The sequence below is a fragment of the uncultured Campylobacter sp. genome (assembly GCF_944323605.1).
In the GTDB taxonomy this organism is placed as follows: domain Bacteria; phylum Campylobacterota; class Campylobacteria; order Campylobacterales; family Campylobacteraceae; genus Campylobacter_D.
The window spans coordinates 1-19,398 of the sequence record NZ_CALUTC010000004.1; the positions used below are offsets into that span (position 1 = coordinate 1).

Here is a 19,398-nt window from a genome sequence, read left to right on the forward strand (position 1 = left end):
AGTTTATGAGTGTTTTTTTAAGAAGTGAAAGTTGAAATTATATACAAATAAGCTTAAAAAGAGATTAAGGGGTGGGGTTGTTTTTGGATATGGTGCCCAAGGTCGGACTCGAACCGACACAAGGTTGCCCTTACTAGATTTTGAGTCTAGCGCGTCTACCAGTTTCACCACTTGGGCTTTTTGATTTTAAGGACTGGTAATTATATCTTTATTTGTTTAAAAATACTTTAATAAAAACAAATAAATATTTTTTAAGCAAAAAGCTTTTTATATTTTATGTTAGTTTTATTATATTTTTATTATAATCACTGGTCTATGTTTTTCAAACATTAGTAAGGTTTTTTATATGCATGGTAAAGTAATGGTATATATGGATGCTACGGGTAGAGGAACTGTTATGAATTTATCTAAGGCGTTTTTTGATTTTAATAGGCAGAATTGGCATGATAAGAAAAGTATGCCAAGTTCTGGGGTTTTTGTAGAATTTCACGCTGACGGTAAAAGAATAACTAGTATAAGACCATCTAGGTATCAAGAATTCAAAGAAGGCGATTTTATAACAGAGCAGGATTTTTGGAGAACCAATGATGATGATGAGCTTGAAGATATTCAAAATCAAAGACGTTCAGCATATATAACACAGCTTTTTAGAAGCACAGATTTTGATACTATAGATCATATACCTCTTTCAATTACCATACCACAAGCTATACAAAAACATTTTGAAGGAGAAATTTCTTCTGTTGAATCTCTTAAAGTTAATATGGAAAACAGCGAACAAGCTCCTGTTATGCTTAATTATTTTATTTTAAAAAGGTTTTTGTTAAAGGCATTTGATACGCTTATTTTTATGGATAATTCTATAAATCAAACCCAATTTGCATCTTTAAAAAGTATAACTATGCACCTTGAAAATTCATATAATGATATGAGGGATAAGCAAAAAATATTAAATATAACAAAAATTTTTCATGAAAAATTTCTTTCATTACAGTGTCACTATCAAGCTTTAATTGCTGCAATAGATCAGAGAAAAAATCGTCTATCTTCTTGTGAGCATCAGTTAAGAAGTGCTAAAATGGATTATAAAATGCAAAGTGCAAAGCCAAATCCAGACCAAGAGAGATTAAAACAAAAACAATCAAGAATTGAAGAATTGGCTAAAGAAATAGAATATTTTAAAACTTCTACAGCTAGGTTAGAGGCTTTAAGGTCTGAATTTTACAAAAAAAACTATTCTGTTTTTGAAAACGCTTTTAAACTATCAAGAGAAAAACTTTTTCAAAAGATAATTTCTGGGCTAAATATTTGTGCCACTATAATGGACACTAGAATTTGGAATGTTTCTTTAAAATCATCAGGTGTTAAAAATTCATACTTTACTAGAAATAATGTAGAAAGTGCTTTTTGCTCCGTTTCATTTGCAGAGCTTTATTTAAGTCGTTTAGATAAAACTTCGCTTAATCAAAGCGATCAAACATTGTTAGCCTATGTTCAAAAAATAGAAAAAGAGCATAGAAAAAAATTCTTGGTTGTTACAAATGATTTAGAGCTATTAACAAAGATAAAGATACAAATTTTTACACTAAGCCCTTATTATTTGGTAAAACACGCTCCTAAAAAAGTTAATTATCAATCTTTAATGCGTGATAATACATTTGATATAGTCTATCTTGATGAAAAAACTGCTTGGGAAAATGTAGCAGATATAATTTTAGAAGGTAAGAAATTTGATGTATATGGCAAAACTAAATTTAAGCTTATTTAGTTTTGAATTAAACAAATTTTAGTATAATTTTTTTGCCTGAATGGTTCGATAAACAAAAGAGGATCCAACACTAACTTATTTACTGTGATGTGCAAATTCTCTGTGTTCTGTGACTTCGTTTGAGTGTGTAAAAACGCGAGAAGCTGTAGCCTTAAGTCTTTGCCTAACGGTTTCTTTGAGACAATGGGGTCTCATCTTTTAAACGACCATTTGGGTATTTTTGGAGAATAATATGAAAATTTTGATTTTAGGTAGTGGAGCTAGAGAATACTCTATAGCCCTTGCTCTTATAAAAAATAGTGAGGTAGAATTATTTTTTATGCCAGGCAATGGTGCTACATCAAAGCTTGGAACGAATTTATCAAATTTTGAGCTTGAAGATTTAGCTACTTATTCCAAAGAAAATGGTATAGATCTTTGCATAGTCGGTAGTGAGGATTTTTTAGCAAAAGGTGTTGTTGATATTTTTGAAAAAAGAGGTTTGAAAATTTTTGGTCCTAGCAAAAAAGCTGCTCAACTAGAAAGCTCCAAAGTTTTTATGAAAGATTTTTTAAGCAGAAATTCTATAAGAACAGCTAGATTTTTATCAAGCTCAAATTTAGACGAAATAAATTCTTTTATAGATACATTAAATACTCCAATAGTAGTAAAAGCTGATGGGCTTTGTGCTGGAAAAGGCGTTATTATAGCTCAAAGTAAAGAAGAAGCCTTAAAAGTTAGTGCTGATATGCTTAGTGGAAAAAGCTTTGGAGATAGTGGAAAAAGAGTTGTCATAGAGGAATTTTTAGAAGGTTTTGAACTTAGTGCTTTTGCCCTTTGCGATGGAGAAAATTTTGTTCTTTTACCTTTAGCACAAGATCATAAAAAATTAAAAGATAATGATGAAGGACCAAATACCGGTGGTATGGGAGCTTATGCTCCAAGCCCCTTAGCTAGTGAAAAATTAATAACCGAAATAAAAGAAGATATAATAAAACCTACATTAAATGCTATGGCAAAAGAAGGAAACGAGTTTAAAGGGGTTCTTTTTGTTGGTCTTATGATAGTAAATTCAAAACCTTATGTTTTAGAATTTAATGTTCGTTTTGGAGATCCTGAATGCGAAGTTTTAATGCCTTTAATTGAAGATCCTTTATCTTTGATACTAGCTTGTGTAAATAAAAATTTGAAAAATTATGAATTAAAATTAAAAAACAAAGCTGCAGTTGCTGTTGTGTGTGCCAGTGAAAATTATCCTTATTCACAGTCTGTTGCTTCAGAAATTCAAATTTTATCTATACCAGAAAATTCTCATATCGCATATGCTGGTGTTTCATTAAAAGATGGAAAGTTATTAGCCAGCGGCGGTAGAGTTCTGGCTTGTGTTGCTTTAGGTAATGATATTAAAGAAGCTAGAGATACTGCTTATAAACTTTGTGAAAATGTCAAATTTAATGGTATGCAGTATAGAAAAGATATAGCGTATCAGGCACTTAGATGAGTGAAATTGAGCAAAGATTAGAAAGAGAAGGCTTAAAACTAGCTTCTTTTGGCAAAAGGATAGCAGCTTATGTTATAGATACTGTTATAATAAATCTTTTGCTTGTTTTTACTTTCTCTGACGAGCTTATGAATGTTAGTTATGAAGGTGCAGTGGATTTAGCTCAAGACGTTTTACTAAGTATAGTTATAATAACTTTTTTATATCATTTTATATTTACTTTTTTATACGGTGCTTCTCTTGGTAAGTTTTTTTGTAAGATAGCCATAATAGACGAAGCCGTGCTTGATAAACCAAATATAATGCAAAGTGCCTTAAGATCAGCTGTTAAACTTGTAAGTGAAAATGCTTTTATGTTGGGGTATTTTTGGGCTTTTGGTAATGACAGTAGAAAAACTTGGCAAGATTACGTGGCAAAGACTGTGGTGATTGAACTTGCGTAAAATTTCGCTTCTTTGTGCTTTGTGTATAGCCTTGTTAGAGGCAGAAGAGGTTGATATATACGCAAATGATATAAACAAAGAAAGCAATTTTATCAAAGCAAATTCTGATGTTTTAGTCTTTTCAAACTCTTATTTTATAAGTGCGAATCAGGCTATCTATAATGAAAATAGCAAAGATTTAGAACTTTTTGGTGATGTGAATATATTAAGAAATGAAAAAGATAGATCAAATTCTTGTTATGCTAAATTAAATTTACACACAAATGAGGCTTATTTTAAAAACTTTTTTTTTGCAAACAGCGATATGGAAGTATGGTTTAAAAGTGAGCAAAGCACTTTAAATGATGATTTATTTTATGGAAAAAACTCCATAGTTTCAAGCTGTAATGTGGAAAATCCAGATTGGGAGATAAGATTTAGTGAGGGTGAATTTGATAGAGATGATAATTTCGTCCATCTTTATCACGCTAAATTTTATGTAAAAGATGTTCCGGTTTTTTACACTCCATACATCGGTTTTTCAGCTGATACCTCAAGAAGAAGCGGTCTTTTAATACCTATATTTGAGATAAATCAAGATGACGGTTTACATTATGAACAGCCTATATATTTGGTTTTTGACGATAATTGGGATCTTCAGTTTAATCCACAAATAAGGACATCTAGAGGTTTTGGTGTATATTCTAGTTTGAGATTTATGGATTCTGAGTATTCTAGTGGAGAGCTTAATTTTGGAACTTTTTTAGAAAATAAAAATTATTACATTAAAGAAAATTTGAAAAATAGAAGCCATAGAGGTTTAGAATTAAAATATTATAGAGACAATTTATTTATAGATTGGTTAGGCTTGGATACTCATTTGCAAGAAGGTTTGTGGCTTGATCTTATATATTTAAACGATGTTGATTATTTAAATTTAGGTAGAAGAGATTATAGAGACTTAACATCATTAGCCACTTCTAAATTTAGCTATTTTTTAGCAGATGAAAATAACTATTATGCAGCATATGCAAACTACTATATAGATACATCTTTGATAAGCAATAGCACAACCTTGCAAGAATATCCATCTTTTCAGTATCACCGTTTTTTAAATGGAATTTTTGGAAATACTTTTCAATATTCTTTTGATGTAAATTTTAATAGATATTACAGAGATGTCGGCGTGGGTACGTCTTTGGTTAATTTTAATCTACCTATTACCTACCATCAAAAACTTTTTGATGATTTTTTACAATTTCAATTCACAGAGGAGATTTATTCTGTTTTTTCAGATTACACAAATGCTACTGCTAATTTGAAAAATAATGAATATTTGCTAAGAAACACACACAACTTTTCTCTTTACACAGAGCTTTCAAAGCCTTATAATGATTTTTACCATACTATATATATAGGCGTTGATTATTTATTAGTTGGTGCAAAATCAGGTCAAATTACTCCAGATTTCATACAGGTTCCAGATGATGTATCTTCTTTTAACACTAAAATGGTTCAGTATTTTTATGATGAAAAAGGAGAAAAAAAAATAAAACACAGGCTTAATGTATCATATAATTCAGAAACATTAAGCCCTTTAGCTTTTGATAATTTAGTTCAATATTTTTTTAATGATGATATATCTATAAGCAATGAGTTAGAATACTCTTACGAGCAGGATAGGTTTATAAAATCTTTGAGTTATTTGGACTTAAAATTAAAGGATTTTAGATTTAATTTTTCACATGCATATAAATACGATGCACAGTATATAAATTCAGTAAATAACATAGTCCCAAAATATAGTTTTATAGCAGCTAGAGCAGATTATAATTTAAATTCAAATTACAAACTTATTTCTGGCATTTTGTTTGATACTCAAAGAGCACACATAAATTCTTGGGAGATTGGTTATATGTTTCAAAGAAAGTGTTGGAATTATTCTTTAACTTATAGAGAAAGAATAGATCCTCAACTTACAAGCGGAGGTATAAAAGCAAATTCTAAGAGTGGAGTTTATTTTACTTTTAATTTATATCCTATAGGCGGCATTGCTTATGACTTTGCTGTTCAAGAAAATGAAAGTATGGTAGGAGCTTTATAAATTTTAGCTATTTGTAATGAAAATTTAGCTATATTGACATTATAAGGAGAATTTTATGCAATACAAGATAGAACTAAATAAAAATACGGAAATTTTTGATATAGATAAGGTTGCCAAACAGTCAAGTGGTGCTGTTTTGATGCGTATTAAAAACTGTGTGCTTTTAGCTACTGTTGCTAGAGACAGTAAGGCTGTTGACGAGGATTTTTTACCGCTTACAGTGCAATATATAGAAAAAGCTTATGCAGCAGGTAAAATTCCTGGAGGATATATAAAAAGAGAAACTAAACCGAGTGATTTAGAAACACTTACGGCAAGAATTATCGATAGAAGCTTAAGACCGCTTTTTCCAAAAGGCTATAATTATCCAACCCAAATAGTAGTAATGGTTCTTTCTGCTGATAAGGATGTTGATTTACAAGTGGCTAGTTTAAATGCCGCAAGTGTAGCACTTTATCTTAGTGATATACCTATAAAAGCACCTGTTTGCGGTGTAAGAATAGCTAGAATTAACGATGAGTTTGTTTTAAACCCTAGTAGCGAGGAGTTAAAACAAAGCACTTTAGATCTTTTTGTATCTGGTGTAAAAAATGAGCTTTTAATGATAGAAATGAGAGCATTGCCTAGCATTAATTCTGATGCTTTATCTATGAATACGCCTTTTGCTGATGTTTTGGTTAATTCATTAAGTTTTGACCAGCTTATGAATGAGCTTAGCGAAGATGAAACTTTAGAAGCTTTAGAATTAGCTAATAAAGCCATAGAAAACGGTTCAAATGCCTATGAAGAAGCTTTTGGCAAACATAAAAAAACTTCTAGCTTAGAGCTTAGAGTAGAAAATGAAAATGATGAGCTTTTGCTTTTCGTAGAGCAAAATTGTGAGCTTAAGCTTAAAGAAGCTATTAATCAAATGGCTAAAAGCGAAAGAGCAGATGAGATAAATAAAATAGCTAAAGAGCTTTTAGAGCTTGATATTATCTCATCTAAATATCAAGAAGATGATGTTATAAAAGCCTTAAATTCTTTTAAGAGAAAAATTGTAAGAGCTCAAATTTTAGATGAAGGAAAAAGAGCTGACGGTAGAGGCTTAAAAGATGTAAGAGATATAAGTATAGAAACAAATATCTTGCCAAATGCCCACGGTTCTTGTCTTTTTACTAGAGGTCAAACTCAAGCACTTGTCGTAGCTACATTAGGAAGCGATAGTGATGCACAGCTTTATGATACCTTGATCGATGATACAGTAAGCGAGAGATTTATGGTAAATTATAATTTTCCGGGTTTTTCAGTCGGCGAGGCAAGCCCTATAAAAGCACCTGGAAGAAGAGAGCTTGGACACGGAAATTTAGCTAAAAGAGCTTTGTATCCAAGTGTAGATGAAAATTATCCTTATGTTATAAGACTTGTATCTGAGATACTTGAAAGCAATGGTTCTTCATCTATGGCTACTGTATGCGGAGGCTCTTTAGCATTAAGAGCAGCTGGGGTTAATACACAAAAACTTGTGGCTGGAGTTGCTATGGGCTTAATATTTGACAATGATAGATATGCCATTTTAACTGACATAATGGGGCTTGAAGATCACGATGGGGATATGGATTTTAAAGTGGCTGGAAGTAAAGACGGCATAACAGCTTTGCAAATGGATATAAAATTAGGCGGTATAGATTCAAAGACTCTTAAGGAGGCATTATACCAAGCAAGAGAAGCTAGGGTTTATATTTTAGATATTATGCAAAAAGCAAACGATGAAATAGTCGTAAATGAAGACGTTTTACCTAAACTAGAGCTTTTTAGCGTAGATCCTTCAAAAATAGTAGATATAATAGGGCAAGCTGGCAAAACTATAAAAGAGATTATAGAGAAATTCGGTGTTTCTGTTGATTTAGATAGAGAAAAAGGCGAAGTTAAAATAGCTGGAAATCAAAACGAACAGGTAAAAGCCGCAAAAGATTATATCATAAGCATAACTTCTAAGGATAATAAATTTGATAGAAAAAAATCTCCTAGAAAAAATATAGAAGATGAGTTTTCTATAGGAGAGGAATTTTTAGGAGTGGTGAAATCCATCACAGGTTTTGGAGCATTTATAGAATTAAGAGATGGTGTTGATGGGCTTTTGCATATTTCCAAATTTAAGGATAAGCTAAAAGAAAACGATAAGTTAAAGGTAAAAATTTCAGAAATAAAAAATGGCAAGATAGCATTAGACTTGTGCTAGTATTTGTCTTTTAATATCCTGCTTGATATAAAAAATAGCACTGCACTTGAAAAAAATAGCAGTGCTATTATAAGAAATGTGGTTTTTACATTAAATAAAGCGACTAAGTACCCATTCCCAAAGCCACTTGCAAAGCCTCCAAGAGCAAAAAAAGACTGATTTATCGATAAAACTAAACTTAATTTGCTTTTATCGCTTATTTTCTTAAGCATAGCATTAACGCAAGGAGCTAATCCACCAAGTGCCACACCAAAGAGTAGTCTTAACACTACCAGCATTAAAACAGTTTCTGCAAAAATTTGTAAATAAAAAACAAGTGCAGAAAAAAGCAAAGATATTGTTATGATTTTTTCATAACCTATTTTATCTGCTATTTTCCCTATTTTAGCAGCAAAAAATATATTGCTTATGCCACTTGCTGCAACCACCAAACCAGCGTAAAAAACTATCAATTCTCCGTTTTTATGTATTTCTTCCACATAAATACTCAAAACAGGAGCTATTCCAAAGACAGCAAAATTTATAACAAATGTTAGTATGCAAAGCACCATTACCATAGAAAAATTTGTTTTTTTACTTTCTTTTTCTATTTTATTGACCTTGTTGTTTTTTATATCGCTTACAAAGCACATAGTTATAAAAGAACAAAATAGAAAAAAAGCTACTATAGCAAATAAAAATCTAAGTCCTATGAATTCAGCTACCAAGCCACCAAACAAAGGACCTATCAAACTACCGCTTACAGAGGCTGTTGAAAGCGTGCCAAGTGCGTATGCTGCAAATTTTTTTGGTGCTTTCATAGCTATAAATATAACTGCAGTTGAATTAAACCCTGCGACAATGCCGGTTAAAGCTCTTATCGTAACAACATCAAAAACATCTCTTGCAAAAGCTAACATAAGCGTTAATATAGCCATTCCAAGAGATGCTCTTAATAGCATACTTTTATAGCCAAATTTTGCACCTAAAAACCCCCAAACAGGTGTAAAAATACTTACAAGAAGAGGCGTTATGCCCCAAGCAAGACCGGAATAAAATGCTATATCATCGTATTTTGTAAGTCCAAGCTCTCTTAGATAAAATGGCAAAACAGGTGCTATTTGGCTAAGTCCAATACTCGTTACAAAAACACCAAACCAACAAACCAGTAATGTTTTTTTAAAATTTCTCATAAAATTATTGTATGATAAAATTTATAAAAAAAGTTTAAAGGATACATTTTGAAGCAGATAGTTTTTGTTTGTTTGGGAAATATTTGCCGTTCTGTTATGGCTGAATGCATAATGAAAGATTTGCTTGAGAAAGAAAAGATTGTGATTAATGTTTTGAGTGCTGGCACATCTGGAGCACATAATGGAGAGGATATGCATTATAAAACAAAGGCTAAGCTCAAAGAAAAGGGCGTAAGGGTAATTAGCTTTGTAAGTAAAAAATTAAGCCAAAATATGTGTGATGAGAGTGATTTTATAATTACTATGGATAATTCTAACTATAAAACAGTTTTACAAAATTATAAAAACGTATCTCATAAACTTAAAAAAATTTGTGAATTTGCTAAAGAATTAAACTACAAAGAGGTCCCTGATCCTTGGTATAGTGGAGATTTTGAAGAAACTTATAACATACTTAGTCTTGCTTGTAGGAATTTATTAAAAGAGCTAAAAGGTTGCTAGGAAAGCTTTTAAATCTTTTTGAAATTTATCAGCCATTAGCTTATATCCGTCTATGCTAAGATGGACATCTTTAAGACTTAAGCCTTGTTCTATCCACAAATCTTTACCTCCACTTTCTTGCATAAAATTATGCATATCAAATAGCATAAGCCTTTCTTCTTTTGCTATTTCATATATAGCTTCTCTTACGGCATAAAAATTTGGGCTAAGTTCGTAATTCTCATCATCTACTTTTTGAGTTACTGTTGGTGGAGATATTAGCATTATATTTACATGTTTATTATTTTGTCTTAAAAAGTTTATAAAATCTTTATAATTTTTTTTGAAATATTTTTTATCAAATGAACTTAGAAAAGCGTCGTTTGACCCATAAGCTAATATTATGAAATCGCTTTTAACTGTCTTAAAAGCTTCTTTCATGCTATCTTTATCCCATCTTAGCCATATATCAGACCTTGCTCCATTTATACCTAAAGTATCTAAAAATTTTATGTCGTAACCGTCTTTATATATCAACAAACCACCAATTTGAGCATTTTTTTCAAGAGCTTTTATTTGTATTGGAAAGTTAATGTTTTTTAGTTCAATACTGGAAAATTTTTTGTCCCCTTTTTTCTTTAATGCATAATTTCTTTTATTTTCATCGCTTAATACAAAACCCTTATTTTTAGCTTTGTAAAATATCTTGACATTGAAATTTTGCTCTTTTAAATTCGAGGCTATTTTTATAAAAGCACCTTCTTTTTTTGATTCGGCTAAAATTCCACCCATTGCATATGAAAAATTTGTATTTGATTTTGAGTTGAAAAGTTCAAAGTCTTTGCTTTCGTATGATACTGTTAAGATTTGTTGGTATTTTGGTTGTAGTGGATATATATATCCTATAGAATTCACTTCTATAAAATTTGCTCTTAATTCTCTTGAAAAGAAATCAGCAGCCATATGAGAATCTCCAAAAATCCTCATAACAAAATTTTCTGAATCAATCTTTGACTTAAGCAGCATTATATCTTGATGTCTTGCATAGCTTCTTATAGCACTTCCATCTTGTATGCTTGTTTGCACAAGATCTTTGATAGAGCCTTTTACTTTTTTTTGCCTATGGCTTTCATCTACCCCTATATAAACACAGGCACTAACAAATAAGGTAAGTAAAAATAATAAAATTTTTCTCATTTATTTATATGTTTTAACAGTAAATTTGACATTATTCTAGCACCTCTTACATTAAAATGTGTGCCATCATCTGCTCTCACTTTTACGCTTTTGTTGTTTTCATCTTTTACATAGCTTGAGTATTCTCCATTTTCACTAAAGCTATCTTTTGTAGGTATAAAAATTTCTTTATTTGCCGTGCTTATTTCTTCATAAATTTTGTTTAATACTTGTATTTTTGAATTTAAATTTTTATCTTTCACAGGAGGTATTTCATACCATATCACTTTTGTCTTATTTTGTTTTGCTATTTGTATTATCTCATTTACTCTATTTTTATATATCTTAAGCCATTCATCGCTGTTAAAGGCGTGGTATTTATTGTTTTGTTTTATAGCCCAAGGATCGTTTGCTCCGAGCAATACTACAAGATATTTTATTTTATTATTGCTTAAAAAGGCAGCTTCCGTTGCTTTAGCCCAATCAAAATAAGACTTATAAGAAAGTCCCGTATTTTGCTTACTTAAATTTATACTATCTATACCTAAGGCTTTTAGATCCCTTACTAGAGAAAGTGCTACGCCTTGCATTAAAGAATCTCCTATGATTAGAAACTCTTCATCATCTTTTACAGTTAAGTTTGTGTCTATTTTTATCTCTGCTACGCTGTTATTTTGTTCGCTTAAATTTTCATCTGCATTGTTGTTTTGTATATTTTCTTGAAAATTTTGACCAGAAATGCTTAAAAATTGCTCAGTTTCTAAACTAGCATTACTTTCTTTTTTTCTTGCTAATTCTACTAAAATTTCATAATTTTTGTTAAAAGGGTCATCGCTTATAACGGTTTTTATCTGTTCTAGTTTATTTTTGAAAGCATTAGCTTCATTTAGTATATCATTGTCAAGTGAAATGTATATATGGTATCTTTGTTCAAGATAAGAAATTATACTTTTATTCATAACAAAAGATACTATTAAAAAAGTGCTTACTAATATGAAGAAAAATTTAAGAACTCTCATCAAAAACTCTCATATATAAACTGTGGTATCCCACTTGGCATAAAAGCAAATATTAAAAGCAGAATAAGTGCTAATAATATAGGCTTTAAAAGCAAAGGTGTTATAGCAAGTATCTTTACACAGTAGTCTTTAAAATTTATAAACAAAGGATAGCTTATAAAAATAGCTACAAATCCGACAAAAACATATATATCATTATATTCTACTTTCATAAAGAAATTATTATAGCAAGATACTAGATATTCTAATGCAGATGAAAAATTAGGATAGTAAAAAAATATCCAGGCAAAAGCTACAAAATGAAATGTAAGAAATACTGACAAATAAGGAATTTTACTAAGTTTTATTTTTTTTACTAAAGGCAGGTGTAAAAACACAACCCCAAGCCCATGCAAAAGTCCCCATATTAAGAAATTTATTGTATTACCGTGCCAAATCCCTGATATTATGAAGGCAAACATTAGGTTTAAATATGTTCTTATTTTACCCTTTTTATTTCCTCCAAGAGGTATATATACATAATCCCTTATGAAAGTGGAAAGTGATATATGCCATCTTTTCCAAAAATCTTGTAAATTTTTGGCTAGATATGGCATATTAAAATTTGCTGGTAAAGTAAAGCCAAGCATTAAGGCAAAGGCACAAACCAAATCAACATAGCCACTAAAATCACAGTATATTTGCACAGAAAAAGCATAAATCGCACAAAGCAATTCTAAGAAATTGTAATTTGAAGGATCGTTTAAAATTTCTTTAGAATACAAACCAAGATAATTTGCTATTAAAACTTTTTTTACTATTCCAAAAAGCAATAATACTATAATCAAATTTATATGTTTAAATTCTCTTTTTTTATGAATTTGTTCAAAAAAGAAAGTGCTTCTCATTATAGGACCACTTAAAAGGGTAGGGAAGAACGATAAATACATAGCTAAATTTAAAAAACTTTCTATTTTATTCTCTTTATATACATTTACAAGGTATGTTATTGAAGAGAAAACATAAAAGCTTATACCTATAGGAAATATCAAATCGCTATCTAAATACTCAAAACCAAAAAAAGCCAAAAACATATCAAAACTATCTTTTATGCTAGGAAAGTATTTGAAAAAAGATAGATTTAGTATCACACAAGCTATACAAGCTAAAAATATGTATTTTTTTCTTCTTACAAAAATTAAAAGTGCAAAATAATGTATAAAAAATGTATATACAAATAAAACAAGTGCAAAATAAGGATTTATAAGTATATATACGGTGTAACTAAAAAACAATACAAGTAAATTTTGAGTTTTGTATTTTTCCTTAAATAGCCAGTAAATAGCAAAAAAGGCTATCATCATAATAGAAAATTCTAAAGAAAAATAAGTCATTTTAATAGCACACCCGTAAGAAAAATAAATACCAAGGCTAGATTATAACCACTCTAGCCTTAGAAAAAAGTTAAATTTTATTAACCAAGCTTTTTATGTATTGATCTGCTAGATAAAGTCCATTTGCATTATCTTTTATGAGTTTTATTTTATCAACTATTCCTCTAAACAAGGCTTCTTCTTCGTGTTGCTCTGCTACATACCATTGCAGAAAATTAAAAGTAGAATAGTCTTTATGCTTTAACATAAAATCAACTAGCTCATTTATTGATTTTGTTATAAAACATTCGTGTTCGTATGTTTTTTCAAAAACGTCAAGCAAAGATTTAAAACTATCATCAGGGCTAGGTATAGAAGCGAGTTTTACATGAGAATCTGTCTCATTCAAGTAAGTTACTAGCTTCTTGGCATGTTCGCTTTCCTCTCCAGCGTGTTGAAACAAAAATTGCCCAGCACCGTCATAGCTATTTTCAAAACACCAAGAACTCATAGAAAGATAAAGATTTGAAGCAAACATTTCTTTTTCTATTTGTTCATTAAGTAAGGCTATTACTTCCTTTGATAACATTTTTTCTCCTTTAAGTCTTTTTAAAAATTTTAATATTTAAATTTTAGCAGTATTTTTCTTAAAAATTTATATAATATTTATTATCAATTTTATTAAAGCTTTATGTGTAGATTTGCTACAATTTTCATATTTAGTTTTGTTAAAAAATACAAAAAAAAAAAAAACGATTTTTTAAGTTATAATTATTTTTGTGATTTTCATACAGAAAGGTAATTTTTATGAAAAGAATTTTTCTTTTTTTAGTATCTCTTTTAGTTGTCTCTAGCTTTTTAAAGGCTGAAAATAGCGGAGGCTTTATGGGTATTGATATAGCTAGAAACTACGGCTCTCAAGAAGTTACCCAGATAGGTGGTCCAAATGATGGCAAAACTTGGAAAAATTTAGGCTTAAAAGGCTTAAAAATAGGTTTTTTAGCTGGTTATAAACACTTTTTTACCCAAAATTTTGGTATAAGAGCTTACGGGCAATTTGATTATGGCGCCTTGCTAGGATATGATAGAATGGGCTTAGAAAATGGCGATAAAAGAATGGCAGCTGGTGCTTTGAGCATAATGGGAAATGTTGACGCGATGTATAATTTTTGCGACTGCGATAACAGAATTTTTGGTGCTTATGCAGGTCTTAGCTTGGGCTACATAGATTATCACATCTCAAATATAGGCGTTGTTGAGGGCGTGGATATGGCTTTTAACATAGGCTTTAGAGCTGTATTTTCTGAAAGACATAGCTTAGAGCTTTACAGACGCTTTGGTAAAAGCCTTACAGCTGGTGGTATAAAATATGCTGATGGAGACCAGGTAAGAACTAGAACTATGAAGATGTCAAGACCTGATATAACAGGCATTAGATATGTAGTAAATTTCTAAGATAATGCTTAAAAAATTTCTACTTATTTTTATTTGCTCTCTTTGCTTGGCTGAGGAGAGCTCTTATTTTTTCGGCGTGGATGCTCTAGATTTTAGGATAAATGAAGAGCTTAGTGCTTCTACCCTGTCCTATAAAAACCGAGATGTAAAAGGACATAGAATGGGCATCTTGCTTGGATATAAGCACTTTTTTAATGAAAGCTTTGGTTTTAGAATTTATGGAAATTTTAACTACGGCTCTTTAATCGGCGAGGATATGCTTAGCAAAAAAGGCTTTTTCGTAAAAAGTGCTAATTTTTTAACCCATCTTGATGCCTTGTATAATTTTTGCAAATGCTATGAACACGAAGTGGGGCTTTACACAGGCATAAGTCTTGGCTATATAAATTATGATATAAGGGAGCAAGGCTACATAAATGCCTTTGATTCTGCCTTAAGTTTTGGTTTTAGAATTTCTTTTATAGGAGGACATAGTTTTGAGCTTTACAGACGATTTGGCTTACCTATAAATGCTTCTACATACAAATTTAATCACATAAAAATTCATCAAGCCGACAACACAGGCATTAGGTATTTTTTACATTTTTAGTTTAAATAAGATATGTTAAGCTTTTTTTTAATAAATAAACTCTACATTTATTAAAAGTTTATTTTTCCTAAATACTTAGAAATTTACAAATTTAAACTGTATATATTTTATAATTTTCCATAAGATTTTAGTAAAAAGATTTTTGTATTAAATTTTTTGTATAATTTTGTATTTTCATTAATAAGGAAATTTTTAGTGTTAGAAATTTTAAAAAACTACATAAAAAACATACAAAACTTAAGCTTTGATGATAACGAATACTCTTACAACAATTCCTTTCACTCTTTTATCAAGGAAAGTTCTTTAAAATTTAGTAAAAAACTTTCTTTAAGTGAGCAAAAAAGGCACAAAAGTATATTAATTCCTGATTACACCATATATAAAGATACTCTTATATCAGGGCTTATAGAGTTAAAAGCCGTTTCAAAAGACATAAAGGATATAGAAAAATTTTTTAAAGATGCAAAGGCAAAAGAGCAAATTTTTAAATACTTCGAACTTTGTAAAAACATCTTGCTAAGCGATTATTTAAATTTTCATCTTTTAAGCCTTGACGAGAAAAATAATTTACGAGTTTTACTATCTATAAATCTTTGTGAGCTTACAAATTTAAAAAATATAGCAAAATCTTTAAAGCAAAAAGAAGATTCAAGCTCCTTTTTTAAAGAATATGACTTAAAACAAAAGGCTAGGGAATTTGAAGATCTTTTTGAAATCTTTTTTAATAAAGAGCCAAGTTCTATAAATTCTGCCTCTGATTTTGCAAATGCTTTAGCTATTAGGACAAAAATGCTTAAAGAAAAGCTTTCGCAAAATACCAATAATAATGAGATAATCCAAATCTATAAAACATTTAACGATATCTTGTATAAAGGAATTTTAGATGATGATAAATTTGCTGATTCTTTTGCGCAGGTGATAACTTACGGCTTGTTTTTAGCTAGGCTAAATATAGATGAAAAAATAGAACTTGATAATGCAAAAAGATTTATACCTAAAAATTTTCCCCTCATAAAGTCTATGTTATCTTTCTTAGATAGTGAAAAATTAGACGAACTTGATATGGACATAAAATACATTATAAAAGATATTATTAATATTATAAATCATATAGATATAGGCTCTTTGGTAAGGGAGCTAAACAAAATTTCTCAAAAAGATTTATATGGTGAATATATACATAAAGACCCTTATATACATTTTTATGAAAGTTTTTTAAGCAAATATGATAAGGACTTAAGAAAGCTTAGAGGGGTTTATTACACCCCGACTCCCGTTGTCAAATTTATAGTAGATAGTATAGATTTGTCTTTAAAAAAACATTTAAATCAAGAAAAAGGTTTAGTAACAGCTCTTGATAGTGAAAAAATTACACTTTTAGACTTTGCCACAGGCACGGGAACTTTTTTGCTTGAAGCTTTTCGTAAGGTTTATGACGGTGTAAAAGATGAGATACCTAGCTCAAAAAGTCCTAAATTTGATGATTTTAAGAGATATTTTAAAAAGATTGTAAAAAATTTTAAAGGTTTTGAACTTTTGATAGCTCCCTATGTTATAGCACATTTAAAAATATCTCAGGTGTTTAAAGATGAATTTAACTTTGCTCTAGAAAATACAGATAAAAAAGAATATGAAATTTTAAATATAAAACTTACAAATACCCTACATTTTGATGACGATAAAAATAAACATCAAAATATTTTTTCTCAAATGTCAATATTAAAAGAGCTTTCAAATGAATTTTTAGAGGCTCAAAATGTGAAAGAAAAAGAAATTTTAATTATCACAGGCAACCCTCCTTATAGTGGTGCAAGCAGTAATAAGGGCTTGTATGAAAAGGAAGTGCAAGTTGCCTATAAAAACCCAATGGAGACACCAAACAATCCAACAGCTATTCTAAAAAATAATAAAATAGAAAAAGAGAAAAACACCAAGTGGCTACTTGATGATTATGTGAAATTTATCCGCTTTGCTGAAAGCAAGATAGAAAATCAAGATTCTGGAATCTTTGCCTTTATCTCTAATAATAGCTTTTTAGACAACCCAACTTTTCGCGGTATGCGATATCATCTAATGCAAAGCTTTGATACACTCTATATCCTTGATTTGCACGGCAGTACGCGTAAAAAAGAATCTGCCCTTGATGATAGCAAAGATGAGAATGTGTTTGATATACAGCAAGGTGTGAGCATTAATATCTTTATGAAAAATAGAAATTCGCCTTTGGGCAATCACACAGAATCTAAAGAGCCACACTGCCAAATCTATCACTATGACCTCTATGGCAAACGCAAAGACAAATACAACTTTTTGTATGACAACACCCTAGATTCTATCCCTTGGAATCGCCTAAACCCAAAACCTCCCTTTTTTCTCTTTATCCCACAAAATGAGAGCTTAAGAGAGGAATACGACAAGGGCATAAGTGTTAAGGATATGTTTAGAATCTCAAGTGTGGGGGTTGTAGGTGGTAGAGATAAATTTGTGATGTCAGAATCTGATTCCAAAAAATCGTTGCAAGACTTTAAAAGTAGAATTAAGAGGTTTTTAGAATTAGACATTGAAAGTGCTAGAAAGGAATTTAATTTAGGGCAAGATTCTAGGGATTGGAAAGTGGAATACGCACAAAAAGAATTAAAAAATACAGGCAATAGTCCAAATAATTATGTAAAAATCCACTATCGTCCCTTTGATTATCGTTGGACTTATTACACGGGGAAGTCAAAGGGTTTTCATTGTATGCCAAGAGGCGAAGTTATGGAGCATTTCTTGCAAGATTCTAAAAACAAAGCCTTGCTTGTAAGCAGGCAAGCAAGTGCGATAGGTGAAAAGAACTTTGATGCAACATTTATAAGCGATAAAATGGTAGATATTAACCTATATCGCAGGGGTGGAGAACAAGTAATGCCCCTTTATCTCCAAAATACAGAATCTACACAAAAAAACCTCAAAAAGAATGCCAAAAACACACAAGAAAATGGACTCTTTAGCGATGAGGATTTGGCTAATGATATTTTCAAAGGAAAAGAGCGCATAGAGAATTTCACGCCAGAGTTTAGGTCCTTTGTGGATTCTAAATACACTTGGAATCTCAAGGACATAAAGGCAAATCCACATTTGTTTTTAGATTCTCACACCCTCACACCCGAGGCGATTTTGGGCTATATCTATGCGGTGTTATTTCATAAAGACTACCGCGAAAAATACATCGATTTTCTTAAAAACGATTTTCCTAAAATCCCTTTTGTAGAATCTAAAGAGAAGTTTATCGCTTTAAGCAAACTAGGCTTAGAGCTTATGAGTGTGCATTTAATGGCAGACAATCGAGAGAGAGAGAGAGAACAGAAATTAATGAGAATGAATCGCAATATTGGGCTAATCTTGCCAAGACAGTTAGCAAGTCAGGAATACAAACACACATTCATAGCTCACACGATAATGGAGATGTGCTATATCTCAAACAAAACCAAAGAAGGGAACTACATATTCCCTCTCTATCTTTACAACACCAAGAGAGCAAGGAAGATTCTATGCAAAGAGTAAATATCGCCCTTGTGTGTGATAGGGGCTGCAAACTACATAAAATCGATAATATTTTCATCACGCAAAACATCATTGATTTACACCTAGTGGGAAGCGGGAGCTATGCTTTCCCGCTTTATATTTATAATAAGGAAAGCTTATGAATGCTTTAGAATCCATCGGTGAGCCGCTGTTTTTAGATATGAAAAATAAGGTTTTAATCATTGAAAAGCCAAGTTACAAAGAGAGTGAGCAAAGGCTTTTTGTCAATGAATCTTTATATTTTGATAAGGTAAGCAAAGAGGTATGGGCGTATAAGATAGGGGGCTATCAAGTCTTAGATAAATACCTAAAGAGCCATAATGGAGAGGAGATTGACTATGAACACTTTCAAAAGATAATCCAAAGTCTTACAAAAAGCCTAGAGCTAGAAAATGAAATTTCAAATATAAGTTTTATTAGCTAAAAGCTGTATAAAGTTTTTAGCTTAGTTTATTTAAAATGGGATTTTAAAATTTAAATTTACTGATGTATTTTTTAACAAAAAGATTAAAATTTACTTAAAAATACATTTTATCCGAACAGATATTTAAAAATATGCTATACTTTGTTTCCAAAAAGTTTCCATTTTCTTTTAA

The 19,398-nt window shown here is 30.5% G+C and carries 15 protein-coding genes and 1 tRNA gene; 10 read left to right on the forward strand and 6 right to left on the reverse strand.

Annotation, left to right across the window (positions count from 1 at the left end):
- Positions 1-90: 90 nt before the first annotated feature.
- Positions 91-177, reverse strand: a tRNA-Leu gene (locus Q0J35_RS03350).
- Positions 178-346: 169 nt separating this feature from the next.
- Here Q0J35_RS03350 and Q0J35_RS03355 point away from each other — a divergent pair.
- From Q0J35_RS03355 to Q0J35_RS03375, 5 genes are all read left to right on the forward strand, one after another.
- Entirely contained in the window at positions 347-1,768 is a 1,422-nt protein-coding gene (locus Q0J35_RS03355; protein WP_297193129.1) for a hypothetical protein, read from the forward strand.
- 232 nt (positions 1,769-2,000) lie between these two features.
- The gene (purD, locus tag Q0J35_RS03360) at positions 2,001-3,248 is read left to right on the forward strand and encodes a phosphoribosylamine--glycine ligase (protein WP_297193130.1); all 1,248 of its coding nucleotides are present in this window, start codon (positions 2,001-2,003) and stop codon (positions 3,246-3,248) included.
- The gene (locus Q0J35_RS03365; RefSeq protein WP_297193131.1) at positions 3,245-3,691 is read left to right on the forward strand and encodes an RDD family protein; all 447 of its coding nucleotides are present in this window, start codon (positions 3,245-3,247) and stop codon (positions 3,689-3,691) included. The genes purD and Q0J35_RS03365 overlap by 4 nt, the downstream gene beginning before the upstream one ends.
- Positions 3,684-5,774, forward strand: a complete 2,091-nt coding sequence (locus Q0J35_RS03370; protein ID WP_297193132.1) for an LPS-assembly protein LptD — start codon at positions 3,684-3,686, stop codon at positions 5,772-5,774. The genes Q0J35_RS03365 and Q0J35_RS03370 overlap by 8 nt, the downstream gene beginning before the upstream one ends.
- Positions 5,775-5,829: 55 nt before the next feature.
- Positions 5,830-7,995, forward strand: a complete 2,166-nt coding sequence (locus Q0J35_RS03375) for a polyribonucleotide nucleotidyltransferase (protein WP_297193133.1) — start codon at positions 5,830-5,832, stop codon at positions 7,993-7,995.
- On the opposite strand, the gene Q0J35_RS03380 is transcribed toward Q0J35_RS03375, so the two are convergent.
- The gene (locus tag Q0J35_RS03380) at positions 7,992-9,167 is read right to left on the reverse strand and encodes an MFS transporter (protein WP_297193134.1); all 1,176 of its coding nucleotides are present in this window, start codon (positions 9,165-9,167) and stop codon (positions 7,992-7,994) included. The two genes, Q0J35_RS03375 and Q0J35_RS03380, sit on opposite strands and share 4 nt — an antisense overlap.
- Before the next feature lie 48 nt (positions 9,168-9,215).
- Between Q0J35_RS03380 and Q0J35_RS03385 the strand changes: the two genes are divergently transcribed.
- Positions 9,216-9,668 carry a low molecular weight protein-tyrosine-phosphatase gene (locus Q0J35_RS03385; protein ID WP_297193135.1) on the forward strand — a complete coding sequence of 151 codons (453 nt, stop codon included), beginning with the start codon at positions 9,216-9,218 and terminating at the stop codon, positions 9,666-9,668.
- Here Q0J35_RS03385 and Q0J35_RS03390 read toward each other — a convergent pair.
- The 4 genes from Q0J35_RS03390 to Q0J35_RS03405 all read right to left on the reverse strand — a co-directional run bounded on the left by Q0J35_RS03390 (position 9,654) and on the right by Q0J35_RS03405 (position 13,783).
- Complete coding sequence (locus Q0J35_RS03390) at positions 9,654-10,844, reverse strand: GDSL-type esterase/lipase family protein (RefSeq protein WP_297193136.1); 1,191 nt, start codon at positions 10,842-10,844, stop codon at positions 9,654-9,656. The genes Q0J35_RS03385 and Q0J35_RS03390 overlap by 15 nt on opposite strands.
- Positions 10,841-11,842 carry a DUF459 domain-containing protein gene (locus Q0J35_RS03395; RefSeq protein ID WP_297193137.1) on the reverse strand — a complete coding sequence of 334 codons (1,002 nt, stop codon included), beginning with the start codon at positions 11,840-11,842 and terminating at the stop codon, positions 10,841-10,843. Before Q0J35_RS03395 ends, Q0J35_RS03390 begins: the two co-directional genes overlap by 4 nt.
- Complete coding sequence (locus Q0J35_RS03400; RefSeq protein ID WP_297193138.1) at positions 11,842-13,215, reverse strand: MBOAT family O-acyltransferase; 1,374 nt, start codon at positions 13,213-13,215, stop codon at positions 11,842-11,844. Before Q0J35_RS03400 ends, Q0J35_RS03395 begins: the two co-directional genes overlap by 1 nt.
- A gap of 70 nt (positions 13,216-13,285) precedes the next feature.
- Complete coding sequence (locus Q0J35_RS03405) at positions 13,286-13,783, reverse strand: ferritin (RefSeq protein WP_297193139.1); 498 nt, start codon at positions 13,781-13,783, stop codon at positions 13,286-13,288.
- Between the two features lie 218 nt (positions 13,784-14,001).
- Between Q0J35_RS03405 and Q0J35_RS03410 the strand changes: the two genes are divergently transcribed.
- From Q0J35_RS03410 to Q0J35_RS03425, 4 genes are all read left to right on the forward strand, one after another.
- Positions 14,002-14,649 carry an outer membrane beta-barrel protein gene (locus Q0J35_RS03410; protein WP_273337574.1) on the forward strand — a complete coding sequence of 216 codons (648 nt, stop codon included), beginning with the start codon at positions 14,002-14,004 and terminating at the stop codon, positions 14,647-14,649.
- Between the two features lie 46 nt (positions 14,650-14,695).
- Positions 14,696-15,238 carry an outer membrane beta-barrel protein gene (locus tag Q0J35_RS03415; RefSeq protein ID WP_297193140.1) on the forward strand — a complete coding sequence of 181 codons (543 nt, stop codon included), beginning with the start codon at positions 14,696-14,698 and terminating at the stop codon, positions 15,236-15,238.
- 195 nt (positions 15,239-15,433) lie between these two features.
- Entirely contained in the window at positions 15,434-18,781 is a 3,348-nt protein-coding gene (locus Q0J35_RS03420; protein WP_297193141.1) for a type ISP restriction/modification enzyme, read from the forward strand.
- Between the two features lie 139 nt (positions 18,782-18,920).
- Positions 18,921-19,226 (forward strand): type ISP restriction/modification enzyme, encoded by a 306-nt coding sequence (locus Q0J35_RS03425; RefSeq protein ID WP_297193142.1) that lies wholly within the window; start codon positions 18,921-18,923, stop codon positions 19,224-19,226.
- Positions 19,227-19,398 lie beyond the last annotated feature (172 nt).

Bases quoted from the DNA above. Each gene is read 5' to 3' on its own strand.
- Q0J35_RS03355 (WP_297193129.1), top strand. From the start codon at position 347: ATGCATGGTAAAGTAATGGTATATATGGATGCTACGGGTAGAGGAACT.
- purD (WP_297193130.1), top strand. From the start codon at position 2,001: ATGAAAATTTTGATTTTAGGTAGTGGAGCTAGAGAATACTCTATAGCC.
- Q0J35_RS03365 (WP_297193131.1), top strand. From the start codon at position 3,245: ATGAGTGAAATTGAGCAAAGATTAGAAAGAGAAGGCTTAAAACTAGCT.
- Q0J35_RS03375 (WP_297193133.1), top strand. From the start codon at position 5,830: ATGCAATACAAGATAGAACTAAATAAAAATACGGAAATTTTTGATATA.
- Q0J35_RS03380 (WP_297193134.1), bottom strand. From the start codon at position 9,167: ATGAGAAATTTTAAAAAAACATTACTGGTTTGTTGGTTTGGTGTTTTT.
- Q0J35_RS03390 (WP_297193136.1), bottom strand. From the start codon at position 10,844: ATGAGAAAAATTTTATTATTTTTACTTACCTTATTTGTTAGTGCCTGT.
- Q0J35_RS03395 (WP_297193137.1), bottom strand. From the start codon at position 11,842: ATGAGAGTTCTTAAATTTTTCTTCATATTAGTAAGCACTTTTTTAATA.
- Q0J35_RS03400 (WP_297193138.1), bottom strand. From the start codon at position 13,215: ATGACTTATTTTTCTTTAGAATTTTCTATTATGATGATAGCCTTTTTT.
- Q0J35_RS03405 (WP_297193139.1), bottom strand. From the start codon at position 13,783: ATGTTATCAAAGGAAGTAATAGCCTTACTTAATGAACAAATAGAAAAA.
- Q0J35_RS03410 (WP_273337574.1), top strand. From the start codon at position 14,002: ATGAAAAGAATTTTTCTTTTTTTAGTATCTCTTTTAGTTGTCTCTAGC.
- Q0J35_RS03425 (WP_297193142.1), top strand. From the start codon at position 18,921: ATGAATGCTTTAGAATCCATCGGTGAGCCGCTGTTTTTAGATATGAAA.